The 22068-nt window shown below is 57.1% G+C and carries 22 protein-coding genes and 1 pseudogene; 14 read left to right on the top strand and 9 right to left on the bottom strand.

The window, feature by feature from the left end; all coding sequences use genetic code 11:
- Positions 1-36 precede the first annotated feature (36 nt).
- The 4 genes and pseudogenes from ACSQ2Z_RS26880 to ACSQ2Z_RS26865 form a co-directional block, all read right to left on the bottom strand.
- A pseudogene (locus ACSQ2Z_RS26880) lies at positions 37-757 on the bottom strand (SOS response-associated peptidase).
- A gap of 10 nt (positions 758-767) precedes the next feature.
- Entirely contained in the window at positions 768-1106 is a 339-nt protein-coding gene (locus ACSQ2Z_RS26875; protein ID WP_436084278.1) for a hypothetical protein, read from the bottom strand.
- A gap of 265 nt (positions 1107-1371) precedes the next feature.
- Complete coding sequence (locus tag ACSQ2Z_RS26870) at positions 1372-1590, bottom strand: hypothetical protein (RefSeq protein WP_436084277.1); 219 nt, start codon at positions 1588-1590, stop codon at positions 1372-1374.
- 297 nt (positions 1591-1887) lie between these two features.
- Positions 1888-2073 carry a helix-turn-helix domain-containing protein gene (locus ACSQ2Z_RS26865; RefSeq protein ID WP_436084276.1) on the bottom strand — a complete coding sequence of 62 codons (186 nt, stop codon included), beginning with the start codon at positions 2071-2073 and terminating at the stop codon, positions 1888-1890.
- A 237-nt stretch (positions 2074-2310) separates the two neighbouring features.
- Between ACSQ2Z_RS26865 and ACSQ2Z_RS26860 the strand changes: the two genes are divergently transcribed.
- From ACSQ2Z_RS26860 to ACSQ2Z_RS26800, 13 genes are all read left to right on the top strand, one after another.
- Positions 2311-3225 (top strand): LysR family transcriptional regulator, encoded by a 915-nt coding sequence (locus ACSQ2Z_RS26860; RefSeq protein ID WP_436084275.1) that lies wholly within the window; start codon positions 2311-2313, stop codon positions 3223-3225.
- Between the two features lie 83 nt (positions 3226-3308).
- Positions 3309-3530 (top strand): hypothetical protein, encoded by a 222-nt coding sequence (locus tag ACSQ2Z_RS26855; RefSeq protein ID WP_436084274.1) that lies wholly within the window; start codon positions 3309-3311, stop codon positions 3528-3530.
- 217 nt (positions 3531-3747) lie between these two features.
- Entirely contained in the window at positions 3748-4191 is a 444-nt protein-coding gene (locus tag ACSQ2Z_RS26850; protein WP_436084273.1) for a SyrB-like regulator, read from the top strand.
- 141 nt (positions 4192-4332) lie between these two features.
- On the top strand, positions 4333-4908 hold the full coding sequence (locus ACSQ2Z_RS26845) for a hypothetical protein (protein WP_436084272.1): 576 nt from the start codon (positions 4333-4335) through the stop codon (positions 4906-4908).
- A gap of 197 nt (positions 4909-5105) precedes the next feature.
- Complete coding sequence (locus ACSQ2Z_RS26840; RefSeq protein WP_436084271.1) at positions 5106-5717, top strand: ABC transporter ATP-binding protein; 612 nt, start codon at positions 5106-5108, stop codon at positions 5715-5717.
- A gap of 3 nt (positions 5718-5720) precedes the next feature.
- Positions 5721-6635 carry a branched-chain amino acid ABC transporter permease gene (locus ACSQ2Z_RS26835; RefSeq protein ID WP_436084270.1) on the top strand — a complete coding sequence of 305 codons (915 nt, stop codon included), beginning with the start codon at positions 5721-5723 and terminating at the stop codon, positions 6633-6635.
- 32 nt (positions 6636-6667) lie between these two features.
- A complete protein-coding gene (locus ACSQ2Z_RS26830) occupies positions 6668-7714 on the top strand; it encodes a branched-chain amino acid ABC transporter permease (protein WP_436084269.1) in 1047 nt (348 codons plus the stop codon).
- A gap of 444 nt (positions 7715-8158) precedes the next feature.
- Positions 8159-9361, top strand: coding sequence for an ABC transporter substrate-binding protein (locus ACSQ2Z_RS26825; RefSeq protein ID WP_436084268.1), 1203 nt, complete (start codon positions 8159-8161; stop codon positions 9359-9361).
- A gap of 77 nt (positions 9362-9438) precedes the next feature.
- Positions 9439-10203, top strand: a complete 765-nt coding sequence (locus ACSQ2Z_RS26820; protein ID WP_436084267.1) for an ABC transporter ATP-binding protein — start codon at positions 9439-9441, stop codon at positions 10201-10203.
- Positions 10204-10211: 8 nt separating this feature from the next.
- On the top strand, positions 10212-11126 hold the full coding sequence (locus ACSQ2Z_RS26815) for a branched-chain amino acid ABC transporter permease (RefSeq protein ID WP_436084266.1): 915 nt from the start codon (positions 10212-10214) through the stop codon (positions 11124-11126).
- Positions 11123-12229: a branched-chain amino acid ABC transporter permease gene (locus ACSQ2Z_RS26810; RefSeq protein WP_436084265.1), complete on the top strand. Its 1107-nt coding sequence runs from the start codon at positions 11123-11125 to the stop codon at positions 12227-12229. The genes ACSQ2Z_RS26815 and ACSQ2Z_RS26810 overlap by 4 nt, the downstream gene beginning before the upstream one ends.
- A gap of 149 nt (positions 12230-12378) precedes the next feature.
- Positions 12379-13638: a pyridoxal phosphate-dependent decarboxylase family protein gene (locus tag ACSQ2Z_RS26805; RefSeq protein WP_436084264.1), complete on the top strand. Its 1260-nt coding sequence runs from the start codon at positions 12379-12381 to the stop codon at positions 13636-13638.
- Between the two features lie 143 nt (positions 13639-13781).
- Entirely contained in the window at positions 13782-15209 is a 1428-nt protein-coding gene (locus ACSQ2Z_RS26800) for an FAD-binding oxidoreductase (RefSeq protein ID WP_436084263.1), read from the top strand.
- A 57-nt stretch (positions 15210-15266) separates the two neighbouring features.
- Here ACSQ2Z_RS26800 and ACSQ2Z_RS26795 read toward each other — a convergent pair whose 3' ends face one another.
- From ACSQ2Z_RS26795 to ACSQ2Z_RS26785, 3 genes are all read right to left on the bottom strand, one after another.
- The gene (locus tag ACSQ2Z_RS26795; protein WP_436084262.1) at positions 15267-16064 is read right to left on the bottom strand and encodes an IclR family transcriptional regulator; all 798 of its coding nucleotides are present in this window, start codon (positions 16062-16064) and stop codon (positions 15267-15269) included.
- 167 nt (positions 16065-16231) lie between these two features.
- Positions 16232-16687, bottom strand: a complete 456-nt coding sequence (locus ACSQ2Z_RS26790; protein ID WP_436084261.1) for a PaaI family thioesterase — start codon at positions 16685-16687, stop codon at positions 16232-16234.
- An 11-nt stretch (positions 16688-16698) separates the two neighbouring features.
- Positions 16699-17862 (bottom strand): aminotransferase class III-fold pyridoxal phosphate-dependent enzyme, encoded by a 1164-nt coding sequence (locus tag ACSQ2Z_RS26785; RefSeq protein ID WP_436084394.1) that lies wholly within the window; start codon positions 17860-17862, stop codon positions 16699-16701.
- Between ACSQ2Z_RS26785 and ACSQ2Z_RS26780 the strand changes: the two genes are divergently transcribed.
- Positions 17794-17991, top strand: a complete 198-nt coding sequence (locus tag ACSQ2Z_RS26780; RefSeq protein ID WP_436084400.1) for a hypothetical protein — start codon at positions 17794-17796, stop codon at positions 17989-17991. The two genes, ACSQ2Z_RS26785 and ACSQ2Z_RS26780, sit on opposite strands and share 69 nt — an antisense overlap.
- A 102-nt stretch (positions 17992-18093) precedes the next feature.
- Here the strand turns inward: ACSQ2Z_RS26780 and ACSQ2Z_RS26775 are convergent, their stop codons facing one another.
- Together ACSQ2Z_RS26775 and ACSQ2Z_RS26770 are read right to left on the bottom strand one after the other, a co-directional pair.
- A complete protein-coding gene (locus tag ACSQ2Z_RS26775) occupies positions 18094-19797 on the bottom strand; it encodes a hydantoinase B/oxoprolinase family protein (protein ID WP_436084260.1) in 1704 nt (567 codons plus the stop codon).
- A gap of 28 nt (positions 19798-19825) precedes the next feature.
- The gene (locus ACSQ2Z_RS26770; protein WP_436084259.1) at positions 19826-21856 is read right to left on the bottom strand and encodes a hydantoinase/oxoprolinase family protein; all 2031 of its coding nucleotides are present in this window, start codon (positions 21854-21856) and stop codon (positions 19826-19828) included.
- Positions 21857-22068 lie beyond the last annotated feature (212 nt).

The following is a 22068-nucleotide window of genomic DNA, read 5'->3' as shown; positions in this document are numbered from 1 at the left end:
GGCGCCGGCGGTGGGTTGGTCTGCTCGTCAGACATGTCATCCTCCTGACGGCAGCAGCACCATCCGATCTTCGGGCAAGGCCCGCTGCAGAACCTTTGCCACGTCCCACGGCGCGGTAAGCCAGGTCTCGATCTCGTCGCCTTCGGTCAGCAAGACCGGCATGGCCTTCGGGTGGATCGGCGCGACGATCGCGTTCGGTGCTGTCGTCAGGAATGCGAAGAGATCGGCGGTGATGAAGCCTTCCTTGATCTTGCGGACGCTTTCCCATTGCGGCACCCAGATGCCGGCGAAGAACATCAGCGGCCGCTCGGGGCTCCTGGCGAACCAGGCATTCGGGGTTCTTTCGCCTTCGACCTTGTTGGGGGGGGTCCGGTTCGGCAAAACTGGTGATCGGCACGACACAGCGGTTTTCGACGCCCAACCAACGTTTCCAATGCTTGCTCGCGGTATTGCGGACATTTGTGGTTCCGCCGTCCGGTTCCATCTTCAACAGCTGCTGGAAGTCGACATCATTGCCCTTGGCACGCATCTTGTTGGCACGGTTGGTCGCCGCTTCGAACAGCGCCTGGCTAGAGCTCGGCATACCCCAGCGCACCATCGCTAGCTCGCGCCCGGCTAGCGTATTGCGCACGATCGGCGCCATGCGATCGGGCCAGACCTCGATCTCCGGTTCCATGTTGCCGATGCTGTCGACCATCGCGCGCGTGGCGCCGCGGATCTCCTCCTGGCTGGTATAGACCCGATACAGATTACACATTCCGTGCTCCCTAAAGCGTGATGTCTTCCCAAATGGGCCTTCGTACCGTCCTGATCTCGACCAGTTTGCGTACCGTCATGCCGACACGTTCACGCGCCGAAGGCGTCTCGAGATCGGCGCTCATGTAATCCCGTTTGCCGCATTTCGAGCAATGGAAATTGGCCTGAATATTCAGGAAGGGGACGTCTCCGAGAACTTTGATCAAATCGTCGGGGTCATAGCGATGGGTCACTCTGCAGTGCTGGCAGGTGATCTTGATGAATTGACCGAGCTCCACCGCCGCCGACATCTTGGGAAGGTGCCTGGCGATGCTCGGATGCATTCGACCGGTCTGGGGTCCTTTTCTCATCGCGCCAGCTTCCTGAGAAACAGTCGGTTGCCGATGCGATTGCCACAAGGGGGGCGGCAGAAAAGGCGCCTCGGCAGCGTATCCAGTTCGACGTGCTTGCCGAATCGACGCGCGATCGCGCCCCGATCCAGCTCGTCCTCGTGGCCGCATGCGCCGCACCGGGCGACCATTACGAACCATTCCGGAAGGGCGCTCAATGTCGCGTAGTCGAATTGTGGTCTGGGGCTCGGCGCCAGCTCTATGCTTCTGTCGTGCCGCATGACGGTCAGTCCCGGTCAAAGCTCGGTGTCCAGCCGCGGGTAAAGCCGATGCTCATGCCCATCCGTGTCAATGCCAGCTGCTGACGCAGATAACGGCAATCCGCCAACAAGGTGCGCACGGCCGCGCCGGCGTCGCCGTCGTGATAGCGGAGAACGTCGTCGAACTCCGCCTCCGGCGAGGGTGTAGCGGGTTCATCGGGTAACGCTGCTTTGAGCGGGCGCATAGCTTCTCCTTTTCGCTGTGCATGGCCCAGCGGACGATATGGCATCAAATTTCAGATTGGCGACTGTGCCGCCGGCGTTGTTCTTATTATGTTCTCATGCGGGGGGTAGTCAAGACGACCCGAACAGGCTGGCTATCTGCGTCACGAGCGCAACGGGAATGGCGATCGCAGCGACGCCAAGGATCAGGTAGAGGATCACGTCGAAGATATTTTTATCCAAGGGAGTGGCTGTACCTCCGCGGTTCGACTGTCTGCAAACACGCGGGACTGCTCAAGCTAAGCGACCTCTTGAGGAATTTACTCCGCGAGGCGCACGCCGATCCCGCCTTTTGGCGACGGACCTTCACTGAAGAAAACAATACCGCGTTCCTCATAGACCCGCTTTATGGCTTCAACCGTCACAGGCTGAGGACCACGCGGCCCAACATCGTCCTGCTCGACCCTGCTGACCGTGTTCGCGGTCACTTTCGCTAGCTGCGCCACTTCTTGCACTCCTAGCTTCAACATCGCCCGAGCGGCTCTCGCCTGAATCGAATTCACAGTGACCTCGTATTTATTTCGATACAGGGTATTGACAAGTAACCTGTACTGTTATAGATACAACGTATTCATGCTGCGAGCAATCTTACAGGCTGGTGCAGGGCGTCTTGCGTCCGGCATTTCTCGTGCTGCGACCAAATTCTCTTGGCGATCGTTCATTCCCAATCAGGAAGTAGTATTTTGGAACTGCGCCAACTCACGTACTTTGTGGCCGTCGCCGAGGAGCTGCACTTCGGCAGGGCAGCGATGCGGGTGCATATCGCCCAGCCGGCGCTGTCGACCCAGATCCAGGCGCTCGAGCGCGAGCTCGGCGTTCAGCTGTTTGTTCGGACGACGCGGCGCGTCGAACTGACGGTGGCAGGCGAGACCTTCTATGACCGATGTGTGCGCATTTTGAGCGACATCGATGTCAGTGCCGAGGTCACCCGCTCGGTCGCCGGCAAGACAGCACGGAAGATCCGGATCGGCACCATCTATCCAGCCACCATCGGTGTGCTTCCCGCGTTCCTGTCGAAAATCGCCCGGAAATATCCGGATATCGAGTTGCAGATCCAGAGCGGCTCGACCGGCGACATCATCCGCAATCTCGAAACCGGCCAGATCAACCTCGGCTTCATCCGGCCGGTCGAGAACATCGGCTCCCTGCGTTTCTTCTCGATGGCGAACGACGAGTATATGCTGGCGATCGCCAAGGACAGCCGGCTTGCGGCTCTGGACGAAATCGGCATCGACGACCTGCGCGATCAGAAGATCATCTCGTTCTCGCGCCAGAACCTCTCTTACACCGAACGCTATTTTGCCGAGATGTTTGCCGAACATGATCTGGTGCGCAACATCGCCTATACCTGCGATGACACGTTTGCGCTGATATCGCTGGTGTCGGCTGGCCTTGGCATTGGCTTTGCGCCGCAATGGACGCGGGATTTCCCCAACCGCAATTTCGAGCTTCGCAAGGTGAGCGGCGTCGACTTTCGGATCGGCATGGGCGTTGCCTGGAATACCGAGGACCCGACCGCCGCGCGTGACGATATCATCGATATTGCCCGCTCGCTGGTCAGGCCGCCGAGACAACTTGCAACCGAACTTTTGCTGTGAGCGTTTCGAGGTGCGGCGCAGTGGAATAAGTGCCGGCTACGCCGGCGACCATTCAAAATCACTTCAGACACGGGGAGACGATGATGTCGCGCAATCCAGTTCGGTCCAGGAGACCGCAGGCCACAAGCCCGCAACCCGCCGCCCAAGGCAATCTGGCCGATGACGCCATAATCGACCAGGCGCACGCGCTTTATGGCAGCGATGCAGCGACCGCGGTCGCCTACTGCGGGCTGGACGCCTGGTTCGACGGTGAGGAGGTCGAGTTTCGCCGGTTTGCGCGACTGTTTCGCAGGCTCCGCATCTAGAATCACCGAGCCGTCTCCGGCAGGGACTTCATCATTTTTTCTGCAAGTGCAGCGTCGTCGCCGCCGGCAAACAGCCGGTCGGCCCTCATGCCGATCATTACCGAAATGTCGCGGACATGGCGTGGCGATTCAAAAGGCGAGCTATCTAGATGCGCTCATGTTGACTCCCTCTTTCACTCGGTCGAAAACAACTCTTGGCTATAGAGGGAGATAACTGATGGCTGGCGAGAATATTGCGGGGTCTATTACCGAGGTTGCAGCGACGGATGCAACGGCAAAAGTGCCGGCGCCTAAAAAGCAGCGCGCACCACGGCGCCAAAAGGCAGCTGCCGAAGAAACGGTCGCTGCATCCGTTGGGACGACTGAAAAGTTACCGAGGGGCCGAAGGAAGCGTGGCGAACAAGCCGGGGAAGCGACGCTGACCTCGGGCGAAACGCAGGTCACTGGAAAGAGCACGAGGAAGAACGCCATTAAGGGCACCGCCAGTAAGAGGACGCCAAAGCAGGCCGACCTAACGGCTAAGGCGCCAGTTTCGGCAATGGATGAGATGGCGGATCTTATTCAGCTTGACGAAGAGAATAGAAGGCTCCGCAAAACCCTGGCAGATAAGCTTCGCGCGGAAAATGCCGACCTGCGCAAGCGGCTCGGGCTTGACGGATAGACGAGCAATAGCGGTGGCGGTTGCAAGATGGACCTCAATCACTACCTTCTCGGTAGCAGAGACATTCCCGGGCTCACGTCGCGAGCCCGGATCTAATGCCGCGGCAACGTCGTGGTGCGGATTGCTCGAGGTTGAAGCACTATGAAATCACCATGGAAACTGCTTGCTCATCTCACGTCGCGACGGCGGCCGGCAGAAAGACGAGAAAGCCCGGTTGGGGATGATACCGAGGCAAGCGGTAGCGACGCGCGACCAACGTCGGCGCTTTCGTCGAGCTCAACGGGAGCAGCCAGCGGTCCTGACCACACCGAGAATCCGACCGTCGATATCGTGACAACGGCCACGTCAGATGAAATCGACGGCGATCTCGATCGCCCCCAAGTCGATGGTGACGACGTCCAGACGCCGGCACCCGGGGTCAGCGGATCGGGTGCTGGGGTACATGGCTTGGAGCCGGAATACCAAAAAGGCAAAACGTCTCCACGATCACCGCGGACGCAGCGCGCGAAGAGAACCAAAATAGTTATGGTTTCGGAGAGCACGGCAGTCGCAATTGACGACCAAAGTGCGCAATCCCCGTCGTCTCGAGATAACTTCTTCAATGAGGTGGTAAGCCTGGACGAGGAGATCATGCAACTGAGGAGCCAACTGGCGCAGAAACTGTATTTGCAGAATGCTCAGCTCATAAAAATGCTTGAACGATTCGACGGATCGTGATCCTACGCAACGATCATCTCGAAGATTGGACACTTATCAAATCACAGCAACGGTCCTTCAAATCGCCGCGCCGACGGCCTGGCCAACGACACAGCAAGCGTCTATTTGGGGCGATACCGATCTCCAGGCTCTTGTGCGTGAGGCGGAAGCAGACCCGCCGCATCTTTTCGAGACTAACATGACCTCGAGCGTTTCGGGTGAAGACGGCGAACTGCGGCCGGACTCAAAATAGCCTAGCGTCTGGATCAATCACGTTTGAGGGCGAGAACATTTCGGGCGCAAGCCCAGAAGTGATTTCCGCGAAAGGCATAGCTTTTGTCCCCGAAGGAAGACATGTTTTTGCAAGTCTTACCGTAGAAGAGAACCTTCGCTCCGGGACCTTTAGAAGAAAGGACCGAGGAGCCGTCGAGGGCGATTTGGAGCGCGTCCTCCAGTATTTTCCCCGTCTTAGAGAACGACTTCGCCAACCAGGAGGCAAAATGTCGGGGGGAGAGCAGCAGATGCTTGTGATTGGCCGTGCTCTGATGTGCAGGCCCCGTCTCATGCTCATTGATGAGCCCAGTCTTGGTCTTGCGCCGAAAGTTGTGGAGGAAGTCTACGAAACCTTCCTTCGGCTTCGAGCTGAAGAGGGCCTCAGCATTCTCGTGAACGAGCAAAGTTCGCGTCGTGTCATGAGATATGCCGATGAAATCATGGTTTTGCGTGATGGCATCGTCCAAATCCGCGGAACGCCTTCCACTTTAACAGCGAGCGCGTTGCACGACGCTTACTTCGGTGTAGGGACTTTTGAGAGTGGAAAGGCAGAGTGAAAATTGATCTACTTCTTGCAAGCTTTGATTGACGCCTTAAGCTTGGGTAGCATTTACGCGCTGGCCGCTCTCGGAATTGGGCTGCTGTTTGGAATTATGCGTCTTATCAACTTCGCACACAGCGATTTTATAACACTCTCCGCATATGCGTTGATTTTGCCCTCGACTGATGTGGTAACGACGCTCCTGATTGGAAACCTTAGCTGGCCTTTTTTGATCATAACGATTCTGGCCATCGGCGTTGCAATCGCCTTGCTGTCAAATTTCCTCATTTTCAGTAGAGTACGGACGGCTAGCCCACAAAACCTAATGGTGGTTTCGTTTGCGCTAGGATATGTCATTCAAAATCTAATAATGATGGTCTACGGAGCGCGTCCGAAGGCACTCGGATTAGGTTCTTCTTTAACGAGAGTAGTAGAGTTTGGTGGCCTGCGTATTCCGCTTTTGCAACTCATTATTATCGCCGTGACTGTAGTGTTGCTTGTTCTCATACTTCTCTTCATGCGGAAAACGCCGTTCGGCGTTCAGATGCGTGCGGCGGCCGAAGACTTTCGGATGGCTCGCTTTTTGGGAATCCGGGCAAAATTCGTGATCGGGCTGTCGTTTGCAATCAGCGGTTTGCTGGCAGCTGTTGTATCTCTTTTGTTCGTCGTTCAGACCGGTGTTTTGGCCCCGGCGATGGCGACCGACATGGTCATATTTGCGTTCATCGCGACGGTAATCGGTGGGATGGGAAGTCTGGTGGGCGCCGTGCTGGGCGGCTTGCTTGTGGGGATCGCGTCGTCCTTGTTGCAAGCCTATCTCCCTGACGACATTCGTATGTTTCGGGATGTGTTCGTCTTCCTATTCGTCATCGGGCTTTTGCTCGTAAGGCCGTCCGGCATGATCCGCCTGAAACAGTTCGAAGAAAGGGTCTAATGATGAGACCTAGCCTGCGCGCCGAAACAGTTATGTCGACAGATGTCCTTGAAGAGCCGCCCTTCATTTGCAGGATTCAAACGCCGATCCTCCTGGCCATTCTGCTCCTTGTCTTACTGGCGGTTAGTTCTCCATTCGCGAGTTTGGCTCAGACCATAACCGAAATGACGATCAAAATCGTTGTTGTGGTCGGACTTTACATATTCATTGGAAATTCGGGGATACTGTCGTTCGGACAGACAAGTTTCATGTCCATAGGAGCCTATGGGTTCGCTTGGATTAGCTGTTGTACTCTTCCTGCCCTCAAACCTTTCTCCTTTCCTGGGTTGCCGATATTCCTTCAAGAGACCGCGTTTCCGTCCCCCGTCGGAATATTGGCCGCGGCGGCGATAGCGGGAAGTGTTGCTTTGACCGCCGGCAGCATTCTGATGCGGCTTTCGGGTACCGCAGCTTCGATAGCCACTTTCGCGCTGCTGGCCGGACAATACGCGTTGTTCAAGAACTGGACTGACGTCACCGGCGGGACAGCCTCTATCTCGAATGTTCCGGTTTTTATGGGACCGGTTGTGGGTATGATCATGGCCATTGCGGCAATCATTATCGCTTGGATGCACCAGCAAAGCCGTTTTGGACTGATGCTGCGGGCCGCCCGGGACGAGCAGACTGCGTCGAAAGCTTCCGGGGTAAACGTCTGGGCAGTTCGCACCATTGCATTTACGCTCTCCGGTTTGATCGTGGGTGTGGGGGGCGCGATGCAGGCCGGATTTCTTGGGATTGTGACTGTCGATTCATTTTACCTCGGCATAACCTTTCTGACCCTGGCAATGCTGATAGTTGGGGGAACCGGCAGTCTTTCGGGCGCGGTGGTGGGTGTGATCGCCCTGACGGCGATCACAGAGCTTCTCAGGCGTTTTGAAACAGGTCTCTCTATTGGTGATGTCACAGTCGCATTGCCTCGCGGCTTTCAGGAAGTCGGCTTGGGCATCACCATGATCCTCATTCTGCTGTTCCGTCCAACGGGGATAATGAGGGGCCGTGAGATCACGCTGTTGAAAGCCGAAGGCGAACCTAACCGCTAGTCGAGCTTTTCGTAGTATCCCCACGGGAGTCCTACAAGCTAAGGACAGTTCGCAAGCGCCCAATGGCGCCCAGCAAAGCGTCCCGAAGAGTGGTGCGGCCAAGGGGAAGCGAGACAGCGCGCCAAGCGCTACGTCGATCAGAAAGACCGATATCGACCATCGTTTGAGGCCTTGTGTAGCAAGGCTGTGGAGGTGCGGCTTCGGTCGTCTGCATTCGGCTTTCCCCGGCCAAACGCCCATACACCGCTGTAATCGTTAACATCCATTTTGTGCGCCCGCTTGTATTTCGGATTCTCAGTTCGCGACAGCGTTGTTGCACTAGGCAACCCCCGCAGACTCATCACTCCGATCGGCGCATCAGAACATTTGACAAGTCATAAAAGCTGTGGTGTCATGCTGAAGAACGGGACGTAGTTCCGTTTTTTGAGAAAAAAGGGGAAGTCCATGAGTTCCAAATCGAAATTTCTGGGAGTGGGGCTGTTGCTGAGCGCCGCGTTCGCCACCGCAGATGCGACTGCACAATCCGAGGAGCCAATTAAGGTTGGTTTCGCGATCGCGCAGTCCGGGTGGATGGCAAATTATGACGTCGGGCCTTTCAAGGCCGCAGTTCTAAAAATTGAAGAAATCAACGCGGCTGGCGGCCTACTCGGCCGCCAAATCGAGTATCGCGTCATCGACACGAAAACAGATCAAACGCTTGCGGGGACGGCAGGCGCGAACCTGCTCGACTGGGGCGCTGAAATGCTGATCGTACCGACAGACTACGATTATGGCGCTCCGGCGGCTCTGGCGGCTCAGAACGCTGGCATTGTTGCCATCTCCCCAGGCGCAGGTGACGCAAAAATGGGCGTCCAAGGAGTAGGCCCTCTTGTATTTACCGCACATACGGCCGCGCAGACGCAAGGTATCGTCATGGCCGAGTATGCATACAACGTTATGGGCCTCAAGAACGCTTATGCGCTCGAAGATGTCTCCATCGAATATAGCAAGTCGGGATGCGCCGGGTACCGAGCAGGTTGGGATCATTTGGGCGGCACGCTGGCTGGCTCGGATACATTCAGAAATGACGACCCGTCACTTGCATCCCAGATCACGCGTCTGAAGGGCCTTGCTACCCCACCGGATGTCGTTTTCCTGTGCTCGTATACCCCTGGAGGTGCTTCTGCGGTCCGCCAAATCCGGGCTGCCGGCATTGATACGCCGGTCGTGTCGCTGACCGGTATGACCGATAACTATTGGCTCGGCGCAGTGCCCGATCTGAAGGACTTTTACATCCCCGCGATCATGTCCCTTTACGGTGATGATCCGCGCGAAGAGATCAACAAGTTCCTCGCCGCCTACAAAAAACGCTGGAGTGAAGACCCAACATCATCGTTTGCGGTCCTCGGCTACAGTTCAATTGAACAATGGGCGCGCGCGGTTGAGAAGGCCGGAACGACCGAGTCCGAGGCGGTAGTCGGGGTAATGAACCAGTTCAAGGATGAGCCCTTCACGGCGGGCCTCACGTCCTACACCGATCAGCTTCATATCCAGATCAATCGCCCTCAACTTGTCATGAAGGTTGAAAATGGCTCGTTCCGAGCACTGGAGATGTACAGAAACAAGTTCCAGCCGGACATGAAACTTCTGTTCCGCGCGGGCCAATAGCGTCAACCGGCTATCGCCACTTCTGCCCGCTCTGCGCGAGCGGGCAGAAGCTGGTATGATGTCATAAAAGTCGAGGCATGTTCGTTATGGTTGAAGGCAGGAAAAAGGTCTTAGAGGCCAAAAACATACATGTAAGTTTCGGCGGTATCAAAGCCCTGCGCGGTGTCGATCTCACATTGCGAGAGGGAAACATTCTTGGTCTGATTGGCCCCAACGGAGCCGGAAAAACCACCATGGTGAATGTCCTGAGTGGTTTCCAACGACCCGTCCCAGGGATTGTTTGTCTCGATGGCAAGAACGTTTCGACGCTCTCCGCCAGAAAAATGGCACAGGCAGGAATTGCCCGCAGCTTTCAGGCTGCGCGGCTCTTTAGAGAACTGACTGTTGCACAAAACTTGACGGTGGCCGGTCTGGGCATAGGCTTGTCAACCAAGATTGCCGCTGAACAGGCTCACGATATCTTGGACTGGATCGGGTATCGAAGAGGACATGACCTCTTGTGTGGCTCGTTGCCTTACAGCGATGAACGCCGCATCAGCATCGCGCGTGCTCTTGCCCTGCAACCCTCCTTCGCTCTGCTCGACGAACCTGCATCCGGCATGAACGACCAGGAATGCGAGCAGCTGATGGAGACTATTGTCGGCATTCCGAAACGGTTTGGATGCGGAGTGATGCTCATCGAGCACAATATGCAAGTCATCATGGGCGTATGCCAGCGAATTCACGTTCTAGACGGCGGGAGAAGCCTGGCAGAAGGCACCCCGGACGAGGTTAAAAGAGACCCAAATGTGCGGCGCGCATATCTTGGAGACAAGGCTTCCCGCGCCAACGCTTTGATATAGGCTCTTCGATGTTGAATTTCATCCAGGTACTCATAGATGCGATTGCCTTAGGTAGTCTCTATGCTCTCGTCGCCCTTGCCATCGGCTTGGTCTTTGGCGTGATGCGGCTTATTAACTTTGCCCAGGCCGACTACGTGACAATTGGAGCGTATTCCCTCGTCGTGCCGACGGCTTCGATCACACCGACACTGATGTTTGGCGCCTTGCCAGCTGCGATGATGGTCGGCTGCGTCGTGCTGACCGTCACGGTCCTCGCGCTTCTTACCGAACGCCTCGCGTTTCGACCGCTTCGCAACTCCAACCCGACCACACTCCTCATCTCATCCTTTGCCGTAAGCTACTTTCTCCAAAGCCTTCTGACGCTGTTGCACGGCGGACGTCCGAAGGCAGTCAGCATCGGCGGCTCGCTGACGCAAGCGGTCGAGTTTTTTGGAATTCGAATTCCGGGAGTGCAACTTCTGACAATGGTGGTTGCGGTGACCCTTCTCATAGCGTTGGTGCTATTCCTAAAGAAGACATCGTTGGGAGTGCAACTGCGCGCTGCCGCTGAAGACTTTCAGATGGCACGGCTACTGGGTGTTCCGGCCAATCGTGTCATAGCAATCGCTTTCGCCATCAGCGGCCTCCTTGGAGGGACGATCTCCCTGCTGTTCGTCATCCAGACCGGGACGCTTGATATCAAGCTGGGCATGATGCCTGTCGTATATGCCTTCTTCGCAACTGTTATCGGAGGCATGGGTTCCTTGCCCGGTGCGGTTCTTGGTGGTTTCGTCGTCGGTATAGTCAGCGTTCTCCTGCAATCTTATCTGCCCGAAGACATGCGAGCTTTTCGCGATGCCGGGGTTTTCGCGCTGGTTATCCTGATTTTGCTCGTTCGACCCCAGGGTCTGATCGTGACGAGCGCTGCGAAGGAGAGAGTATGATGCGTCTGGTCCGTAACCTGTTTCCCGTTGTCGGGTTGATCGTGCCGCTCGCGATTATCGTATTTCTCATCTCGCATTTCACCTCGCCGAGCGTGCAACGCGTTGCAACTGAGGCTCTGATCCGCCTGGTTTTTGCGGTGGGACTATACATTTTCGTGGGAAATTCCGGGATTGTGTCCTTTGGTCATATGGCCTTCGCTGCAATCGCGGCTTATGCCACCGCGTGGCAGACTTGTTGCCAGATGCTAAAGCCAATAACGATGTCGGGCCTACCAGCAATCTTGCGCGACAATACTTTTCCGCTGCTGCCGGCAGCATTCACATCAATCGTGCTTGCCGGCTCTGTCGCTTTTGTTTCGGGCTTGATCCTGATGCGGCTTTCGGGCCTTGGTGCATCCATTTCCACGCTTGCCCTGATGTTCATTCTGAATGTCGTCTACTCAAACTGGGATAGCGTCACGATGGGAACGTCAACCATCGTTGGTCTACCCGTTTATGTCACGATTTGGGTCGCCTTGGGATGTGCCACTTGTGCGATTGCTATCGCCTATCTTTATCAGACGTCACGGTGGGGGCTGATGCTTAGGGCTACGCGTGAGGACGAGGTGGCCGCCGCCGCTTCGGGCATATCGCTCTATTGGTCACGGCTGTTCGCCTTTACCTTGTCCGGCTTCGTGGTCGGGCTCAGCGGTGTGCTTTTTGCTCACTTCACGGGAACAGTCTCTATCGGGACCTTTTTCTTGAATCAGACTTTCTTGATCGTCGCGATGCTGGTTATCGGCGGCATGCAGAGTTTGGCGGGGGCAGTTTTGGGTGTCGGCGTCATCAGTGTCGTCATCGATGTCTTTCGTCGGGCGGAAGCAGGCTTCGAGATTGGTCAACTGCAATTGGCCCTACCGCCCGGCTCCCAGGAACTCATTCTTGCGGTCATCATGTTGCTAATCCTGATGTTCCGAAAAGGTGGGATTATGGGCGGGCGTGAACTCAGCTTGCGATGGCCGGCGCGGCCCAATGACGTCCATGGATGTGTGTCCGTCAATTCTGGGGAAACCCAAGAGAAAGTGACTGAACCGATCGATCGCCCCAGCTCTGCGAGAGCCTAGACGTTCGAATTAACGAGAGCTGCCAAGCTCCAACCCGTCTTGCTCTGATTCCGGGTGCGAGGCCCACGGTCAACTTTACCAAGATTCCGCTGGTCGGAAAATTGAAATCAACCATCCGTACTCAAGTGAACGGATTAGGAGGACGTGAGATGAAGCAAATTCCCGAAACAGGTGTTTCGAAAGAGGTCATTATGAAGGAGCTCCGCCAGATGAAGTCGCTTGACTTTGACTGGAAGGCAGGACGGGTTCCCTCCTATACCTATTTTGTCGATGACGAGACCCTCGACATACAGCGCGAAGCCTATGGTGAATATATCGCCGAAAACGGACTGGGCGCGGGAAGGGCGTTCAAGAGCCTGGAACGTATGACTGACGACATCAAATCAATGGCATTGTCGCTCTTCAATGCCCCGACCGGTGCCGGAGCGTCCTTTACGTCGGGAGGGACGGAAAGCGTCCTCATGGCGGTCAAGACCGCACGCGACCTCACGCGCTACACGCGTGGTGAACCCGACGGACGATATAATATCGTTGCTTGCGAGACTGCTCACCCGTGCCTCGACAAGGCGGGCCAACTCCTTGGAGTTGACGTAAAACGTACACCGCACACGGCAGACTTTCGTGCGGACCCCGCGCTGATGCGTGCATCGATCGACGAAGGCACTATGATGCTTTTCGCATCCGCGCCCAATTATCCATTCGGCACCTTTGATCCGATCGGCGACATCGGCGCCTTGGCTGAGGAGCTGAAGTTGCGTTTACATGTCGACGGTTGCTGGGGCGGATTTCTTTCCCCCTTTGCCGAACGATTGGGATATCCAATACCAAACTGGGATTTTCGCGTACCTGGCGTTTCAAGCCTATCGGCCGACATTCACAAGTTCGGATACGCCGCAAAGGGCGCCAGCCTCGTTCTTTATCGCAACGCTGAAGATCAAGAGCACGAGCGTTTTTCCTTCAGTGGCTGGCCGCGTGGTACGTACTCTACGCCCACTTTCCTCGGAACAAAGGCCGGCGGCGCCGTCGCCTCCGCGTGGTCTGTGATGCAGTTCCTTGGCATGAACGGCTACTTGCGCGCAGCGAAACTTACTATGGACGCTACCATGCAATTGATTGAAGGGCTGAATGCAATTCCTGACATTTATTGCCTCACGCCGAACGGCGAGAGTAACCTCATTTCGTTCGCTACCAGCGATCCCAAGCTTGACATCTATGCTGTCGCCGACCGGTTGGAAGAACGCGGTTGGCTAAGAGGGCGGATGCGCGACCCCAAAGCCATTCAGCAAGGGGTTAACCCGGCCCACCTGCCAGTGGTCGATGAATATCTTGCAGCGGTTCGTGAAGCGATCAATTTTGTGCGGCGAAGCGCCGCGGATGCACCCGTGGCCTATGATGAACATAGTTATTGAGCCGCCGGTGAAGCTCTCGCTCGGGCTTGAGAAGCTTGCGCCCGTGTTAGCGCGGCGGAATGCAGTTCGGGCACAAATTGGGATCTGGCAGGGGCGGGGCGTTTTGCGAAACCCCCCGCTGGCCTCAGGTTATCGGTGACACTTTGCAAAAAAGCAGTTTCCTTAGAGTACTGAAATCGGCGATCAGCGATGCTGCCGTCAAGACCGATCGGGAGGCGATGTCCTCCTATCTTGTTGACTGGCGGGGTCGTCACGAGGGCACCGCGCTCTGCGTTGTCGAACCATCGACGGTGGATGAAGTAGCCGTTGTGGTGCGAACTGCCCTTTCTCATGGGGTGAAAGTGGTGCCACAGGGCGGCAATACCGGATTGGTCGGGGGAGGGGTTCCGCTTGCTGGCGACGCCGTTGGGCAGCAAATCGTGCTGTCCTTGCGGCGGCTCAATCGGATCCGAAGCATAAACGTGCTCGACAATGTAATTGTGGCTGATGCGGGGGTTGTCCTGCAGAATGCGCAGACCGCTGCGAGGGACGTTGGCCGCCTTCTGCCAGTCAGCCTTGCCGCGGAAGGAAGCGCGCAAATCGGGGGTATAGTCTCAACCAACGCCGGCGGGACGGGCGTCCTTCGCTACGGCACGACCCGGGAACTGGTGTTAGGGCTTGAGGTCGTGTTAGCGGACGGATCGATTTGGAACGGCCTTCAACCCCTTCGGAAAAACAACTCAGGTTACGATCTCAAGCAACTGTTCATCGGCTCGGAAGGCACGCTCGGTATTGTTACGGCAGCAGCACTCAAACTCTTCCCCTTGCCCCAATCGCGGGTCACGGCATTCGTTGGCCTGCCGTCTCCCGATGCAGCGGTTAACCTCCTGAGGGATCTTCAGTCGGAAATAGGTGATTGCGTTACAGCGTTTGAGCTGATGCAACGCGAGTGTCTCGAGCTGGTCTTAGGGGCGCTTGATGGTGCGCGAGATCCTTTGCAGCACTCACATCCCTGGTACGCACTTGTTGAGGCCTCAACCGCTTTAAGGACAAATACCCTTGCCGACGCAATTGAGGAAAACCTGGCAATTGCTTTTGAAGCAGGGATAGTTGCTGATGCTGTACTGGCGCACAGTGAGCAGCAACGCGCTACCTTGTGGCGCCTACGCGAGGAAATCTCTGAAGCAGAGCGCAGACATGGTCCAACTGCGAAACACGACATCTCGGTCCCGGTTTCACGTATTGCCGAATTCCTTCATCACGCGCCCGCTGCGGTCAAAAATAGCGTTCCTAATGCAATCCCCTTCGCCTTTGGCCATGTAGGAGACGGCAACATCCACTTCAATGTCTTTGCCTCAGCGGAAGATACCAAGACCATCAACCTGGTGATCTACGACCTCGTGACGGCGCTTGGGGGCTCCATTAGCGCTGAACATGGTATCGGCTTGTCCAAGGTCGACCTTTTGAAGCGTTACAAGGACACCAGATCCATGCTCCTAATGCAAAGCGTGCGCAAAGCATTGGACCCCGATGCCATTCTCAATCCGGGCAAGGTCTTCGACCTTGCGAAAACGACCGATCTGGGCCTCTAACCTACAGGTTTCAACTCTGCCTGGGGAAGGCTTGCATTAAAACGCAGACTTTGCGTCTTACGCTGCCTTTCCCTTGCTGCGGCCGCGCAATGAAAGTATCGGTGTCAGCGATTGCGCGGTCTCGCGGAGCATAGCAACAAGTGACTGGAGATCTTCGGCGATCGCACGCGTTACCGGCCCCGTAATGCCGACTGAGTAAATAACGCCGTCGGTTGGTACATGAATCGGGACGGCCAGGGCCGACATTCCTTCGTGGATGGACTCCACACAGACTGCGTACCCGTCCCTGCGCGCACTTGCGATCTCGCTTCTGACGACGGCCGCATCCGTCACCGTATTTGGCGTAAAGGCCTGCAAGGGGCGCGCCAAAGCTGTCTCCACAAGCGATTCCTCTTGGTGAGCAAGGATGATCTTGGCGCTGGCCGCAGCGTGGGGCGGCAGCTCCTGCCCGGGGACGACGTAGCTTTTCCAGCGTGGATCGCCCGCTGCCGAGGCAACAACGAACACGCGGTGGCCAGCCAACCGAGCGACATAGATAGAGGCATTTGGGAATTTTGCAGTTGCTTGGATGAGAGTGGGCGAGACAGCGGCTTCGATCCAGTCGGCGTGGCCGGCAGCATAAACCAGTCTGGTGAGACGATTGCCAAGCGAAAGTGTCCGGTCTTTGTTATCCCCGCCTTCGACAAGGCCCGAACGACTGAGCACCCTCAAAAGGCGATGCGTAGTCGATTTCGGTAGCTGCAAAGCGTGGGCAACATCCGCTGTCGTCAGTTCTCCAGGAAATGCTGCGATGAGTTCAAGAAAGGAAATGTATCTCTCCAGGGGGCCCGCCGTCGATTCAGAATCATCGGCCATCAACTTTGTCTCCTTACGAATTTGTGTCGGCGAGATTATACCCTGATTAACTCATCAAGCGCCGCGACCAAACAGAAATATGAGACATAGTCCCAAAAAGCTGGCCTAATAGCAACTTGCGTGTGCCAACCGGCACAGTGCCGGGTGAATACTGGCCCACATCCGGTTCAGTACATAAACAAGGTTGCCTCGGGGGGCGAGGCTGGGCTGCACTTCCAAGTCGAGGTCGCGATTGCCGCCAACGCCCCCGAAGCGTCTTCCAGTCGAGACTCAAGGAATGCCAGGTTTTTTCCTCGCTTTAGAAATCCTCCAACGCACACCGCAGGGCCTGTTTTCACAGGCCGCATATATTGGACCTTCATCTCAATCGTAGCGCCACCGCGCCCATAGGCGTGGTGGATGAGATGCCCCATCGAAATGTCCATAATTGTGGCGAGCACACCGCCGTGAAGGGATCCTTGCGGATTGAAGAGAAAATCCTGGACAGGAAATTGGATGATGCACTTTTCGTCCCGATAAGAGATGTCGAGTGCCAGCAATCGCGCCAAGAAAAAGGTTCCGAAATCAGGTTTATGGCTTTGGATCGCGAGATCGAAAGCCTGCCGGGCCAAAGCCTCGTCCACGGGGTTTCTCCTTATATCGCCATTGTGCGTCGGGTTGTCGAATTCTGTTCCGCCAGTCGTGAAATCATATCTCCATACTCGGAAACGAACGAGGCGAACACCGCTTTTGCCTTATCGCGATGGGCTTGCGTCATTGGCAGAGATTGATAGAAATCGCCCCGCCCGGCAATGGCGATACCATTCAGCAGCCCGTGCATATGGAACAGAAGACCGACCTGACGGCTTAGCGGCGTCACATCCGCAGCGTGCAGTAGAGGCGTTCCGCCCAAATGCAGCGTAAAAAGCGATCCAAGGCCCTCGAAGGATAAGGGGACAGAGCGTGCATCCGTCAACGCCTGCAATTCCAGACGTAGCTTTTCGCTCTCATCATGGAACGCGTCTGCGCGCTGCGGAGTGAAAACGTTCGTCAGGCCCGCCAGCCCGGCGGCCATGGTGCAGACATTGTTGTTGAAGGTTCCCGCATGACGCAGCGATCCCGGCTTGTAGGGGTTATAGTGCTCCATGATGTCGGCGCGTCCGCCGAAAGCGCCGCCCGGCAGGCCGCCACCCAGATATTTGCCCAGCGTCGTCATATCCGGCGTGATGCCGAAACGCCCCTGCATTCCGGAAGCGCCGCAGCGGGATGTCTTCACCTCGTCAAATATCAGCAGGCTACCGGCGGATTGCGTCTCGCGCCGCAAAGTGGCGAAAAACTCGTCTCTGCCGGGAAGATTGCCAGCCGCGCCCAGGATCGGCTCGACGATGACGGCGGCGAGATCCGTCTGGTTTTCCCGGATCAGTCTGGTGGACTCATCGCAATCGTTGTAAGTGGCAAGGATGAAGTCGAACGGCAGGTTTAACGGATTGCCGCCGGCTGGAAACACCATTGTGCCGCCGTGATAGGCGCCTTCGAAAACCATAATCTTCCGCCGCTTCGTGACGTATTGCGCGGTCAGCAGCGCGAAGATGTTCGCCTCGGTTCCCGAGTTGCAAAAGCGCAGCAGCTCCATGCTGGGAAAGCGTAGTTTCAGGGCTTGCGCGAACCGCGCCTCGTATTGGTTCGGCCCGGCAAGCACCGTGCCGCCATCCAGCGCATCGATAATTGCTTGCCGGATGACGGGATCGGAATGACCGTACAATCCGGCGGAGAACTCGCCGACGAAATCGACATAGGTGTGGCCGTCGAGATCTGTGATCTGCGCGCCCTCGCCAAAAATGATCGTCAACGGAAATGGTTCGTAGAAGAGCACGGAGCGCGTACTGCCGCCCGGCAGCGCTTGCCTTGCGTCGAGCGCAGATCGCTCGCTCAACGGGTTTCTTGCTGAAAATTCACGCCTGAGTTCGCCTGTCGCGTGATCCAGCTCGTTGTCTATAGTGCGATTCAAGTGCATTGATGTGTTGTCCATTTAGATTGATACGCTGCGTTTTCAGCCGCGCGCCGGAAGCCCGCTTGTTGTTTGGAAGTATCCCCTTTTTTCATCGTTTGCGATGCTGTCGCGATCTCTAGCAAGGGGGTCGCCGTAACCGCCACCGCCGGGCGTCTTGACGTCGATCCAGTCTCCCGGTCGCAGGATATAGCCCTCCCCCTTGGAAAGATGTTCAGGGATCTCGGTCTGGCCGCCATGGAAGACGACGATCTCGTTAGGCGCTCCAGGCTTTCCGCCAAGCGTGCCCGGCGGCCCCTGCCGGCCGTGGTCCATCATGAAGGAAGCCGTAGCGGTACCTCTGAGCAGCTTCATCCGGTAGGCGACGCCGAGCCCGCCGCGGAATTGTCCGGCACCGCCCGACCCTTCACGAAGCGTATAGTGCTCGAAGAGAACCGGATAACGCAGTTCCAGAATTTCCACCGGCTGTGACTTGGAAATTCCAATCGTGGCGCAGCCGTTGCTGATGCCGTCGCCATCGTACCAGCCCCCATAGCCGCCGCCGGAGAAGTAGTACATCACGTAGTTCTCGCCCGTTTCGGGATCGATGCCGCCCAGGCACAGATTGCCGCTGGTTCCCGCCGCCGGGGCGAAGATTTTGTCGGGGATCGCTGGCGCCAGCGCTAGCAGGATCGCCTCGATAATACGTTGCGATACCTCCGCCGCCGAGCCCGCCGTGGGGCTCGGATACTCGGCATAAAGGAAGGTGCCACGCGGCTCCTCCACATGAATGGGGCGGAAACAACCGGCATTCATCGGCACGTCCGGGAAAATATGCTTTAGCGCGATGTAAACGGCGCTAAGCGTCGTCGCCCAAACGGTGTTCAAGGGGCCGGCGCATGGCACGCTCGATCCTTGAAAATTCACGTGAATATCAGAGCCGTTGACCTCGAGATTGACGCGGATGGTCAGCGCCTCGTTGACGATGCCGTCGCTGTCGACATAGGCGTCCGCAGTCCAGACGCCGTCGGGAATGGTCTCGATATGCGATCGCATGAGACACTCAGAGCGTACTTCCAGCTCCGTGATGGCGCGGTCGACGAGATCCTCGCCATAGCGGTCGATGAGGGCGGTTAGGCGCTTGGCGCCTGCGTCAAGCGCAGCGATCTGCGCCTTGACGTCGCCAAGGGTATCGTTGGGCACGCGGATATTGTTGAGGATGAGCTGTAGCACATCGTCCTCGATCTTGCCCGCCTTGACGAGCTTGATCGGTGGAATGCGCAATCCTTCCTGATGAATCTCCGTCGATCGCGTGGTGAACCCGCCCGGGACCACTCCGCCCGTGTCGCGCCAATGGCCCACATTGGACAGGTAGGACCAAAGCCGGTCTTTGTAATAGAAGGGGCGGATCATCCGCACGTCCATGAGATGCGAGCCGCCGAGATAGGGATCGTTCATGATGATGATGTCGCCATCGACCAGATCTTTTCTCATCCTGATCACCGTATTGGTGGTGACAGCCAGCTGTCCCAGGAAGATTGGCAGGCCTAATTCGCCCTGGGAAATCATTCGCCCATCCTCGCGATGATAGATGCCATTCGCACGGTCGTATGCTTCTGAGATGATGGGCGAAAACGAGGTTTTCTCGTGAACGAGATCCATTTCGGTGCAAACCTGCTGGAGCCCCTTTTCAATGACGGTCAGCGTGACAGGGTCAATCTCTGCCAGCTTGGAATTTGAATCGTCGCGCTGTATTGCTTTGGACATTCCAGTATTCCTCAATCGCAAGGCGGGCTCAGCCGTGGACATGAACGAGAAGGTTGCCGATGTCGTCGACCTTGGCTGATGCGTCGGGGTCGAGAACGAATGTGCTGTCGGGCTGTTCGATGATGGCCGGGCCCCGAACTTCGGCGCCTTCCGGCAGTTTGTCGCGCTCGTAGGTCAGCGACTTGCGCCACCGACCATCGAAATAAACCTCGCGCGATCCCGTCACAGCATCGTCTAGCAGGCCCGGCTTAGGCTTGAAAATGCCGAGGTCGACGCGTTCTCGGACGCCGACGACGGTCGTGCGGACATTGACGAGGCTCGGATGCATTTCTGGAAGGGAAAGATTGTAGCGGGCGAGATATTGCGTGAGAAAGTCTATCTCTAATACCTCCGGATCGAAATGGCTTCCCCTCATCGGTACCCGCAAGGTATGCGATTGACCCCGGAAGAGAAGGTCGAATTCATGCGACACCTTCACTTCGACGACGTCGACCTTTTCCTGGGTCAGCAGGTCGCGGCCGGTGCGCTCCTGTCCGGCGAGCAATTGCTGCACGGTATTGCGATCGATTCCGTCCAGCGGCTCGTTGACCGTCTGCACGAAATCATGCCGGACGTCGGCCAGCACACAGCCCAAGGCCGAATTGAGTCCGGGATAGCGCGGTACCAGAACGCGGGGTATGTTCAGGTCGCGTGCGATCGATACGGCATGCAGGGGGCCAGCGCCGCCGAACGGCATTAGCGCGAAATCTCGCGGATCGTGCCCTTTTTCGATCAGCACCAGTCTTATAGCCCCGGCCAATTCGGCATTGGCGACTTGGAGGATCGCCGCCGCCGTTTCATACGCGTCAAGACCGAGTTGCCGTCCGATCCGCTCCTCGAAGGCGGCGGCGATTTTGTCCAGCGGCGCGGCGACCGCCGAGCCGGTGATCACGTTCGGATTGAGCCGCCCGAGCAGAAAGTTGGCGTCGGTTATCGTCGGTTCGGTGCCGCCTCGCCCGAAGCCGATCGGCCCGGGAAACGACGCCGCGCTCTCCGGCCCGACGCGAATCATGCCGGCCTTATCCAGATGCGCAATACTGCCGCCGCCAGCGCCAACGGTGTGGATGTCGATCATGGGAACGCGGATGGGAACCGCGTAGGCGAGATCCTTTTCCGAGGACACGATCGGCTCGCCATTCGATACGATCGCGACATCGAAGCTGGTGCCGCCCATGTCACCGGTGACGAGATTGTCGATTCCGGCGCGCTTGGCGATCGCGGCCGCCGCCAGCACGCCGGCCGCTGGACCTGACATCACGGTGTGAACGGCATGACGGCTGACCAGAGATGACGCCATCATGCCGCCGTTGGCCTGCATGACGAGGAGCTCGTTCTTGAAGCCGCTCTGCTTCAGGCGAGTGGCAACGTCAGAAATATACCGGCTGACCACCGGGCCGATGGAAGCATGGATCGCCGCGGTGCTACAGCGTTCGAACTCGCGCATTTCGCGGATCACTTCATGGCTCGCGACGACGTGATCGTTGGGCCAAATTTCGCGCACGATGCTGGCGGCGCGGGCCTCATGCGCCTCGTTGACGTACGAATGAAGGAACATGATTACCAGAGCTTCAGCGCCCATATCCAGCAGGCGACGGGCGGCGGAGCGCACATCCTCCTCGTCGAGAGGGGTGATGACCTGACCGCGCGCATCGACCCGTTCGGTGACTTCGAGCCTGAAATCACGAAGGATCAGCGGGTCAAACCTACCGGATAGACCGTAGGCGTTCGGGCGCGTCCGGCGTCCTATTTCCAGGACATCCTTAAAGCCGCGCGTTGTGATTAGACCGCAGCGCGCGCCCTTGCGTTCGAGAACCGCGTTCGTACCGGCCGTCGTGCCGTGAATCAGCCAGTCGATGGCCGCCGGACGCGCGCCGAGCGTTTCCAGTCCCTCAAGGAATCCGCGCGAGCGGTCATCGACCGTCGTGGGAACCTTTGCCGTACGAAAAGCGAGAGTTTCCGTATCCATCATGAAAAGATCCGTGAAGGTTCCGCCCACGTCCACGCCGACGCTAATGCTCATAATCCACCTTATCGCTTTTAGAAGTCCCGATAAATGGGACAATGTTCTAATTAATGACAATAGATACCGAGCGCCCCGATTTGTCAAGAACGTTGCGGTCGCCCGGCGACAAAGCGGCATTCCAAGGCGCGGACGGCGTTCCCGTGATGCCAGGCGAGTGGAGGAAACGAGGGGTTTGGGTTCGAGAGAATACCAATCATTGACTGAGCCGT

It is taken from the genome of Pararhizobium sp. LjRoot235 (assembly GCF_964254145.1).
In the GTDB taxonomy this organism is placed as follows: Bacteria; Pseudomonadota; Alphaproteobacteria; order Rhizobiales; family Rhizobiaceae; genus Pararhizobium.
Note: the sequence above shows the minus strand (reverse complement) of the source record. Positions and strands in the feature narration are given on the sequence as shown.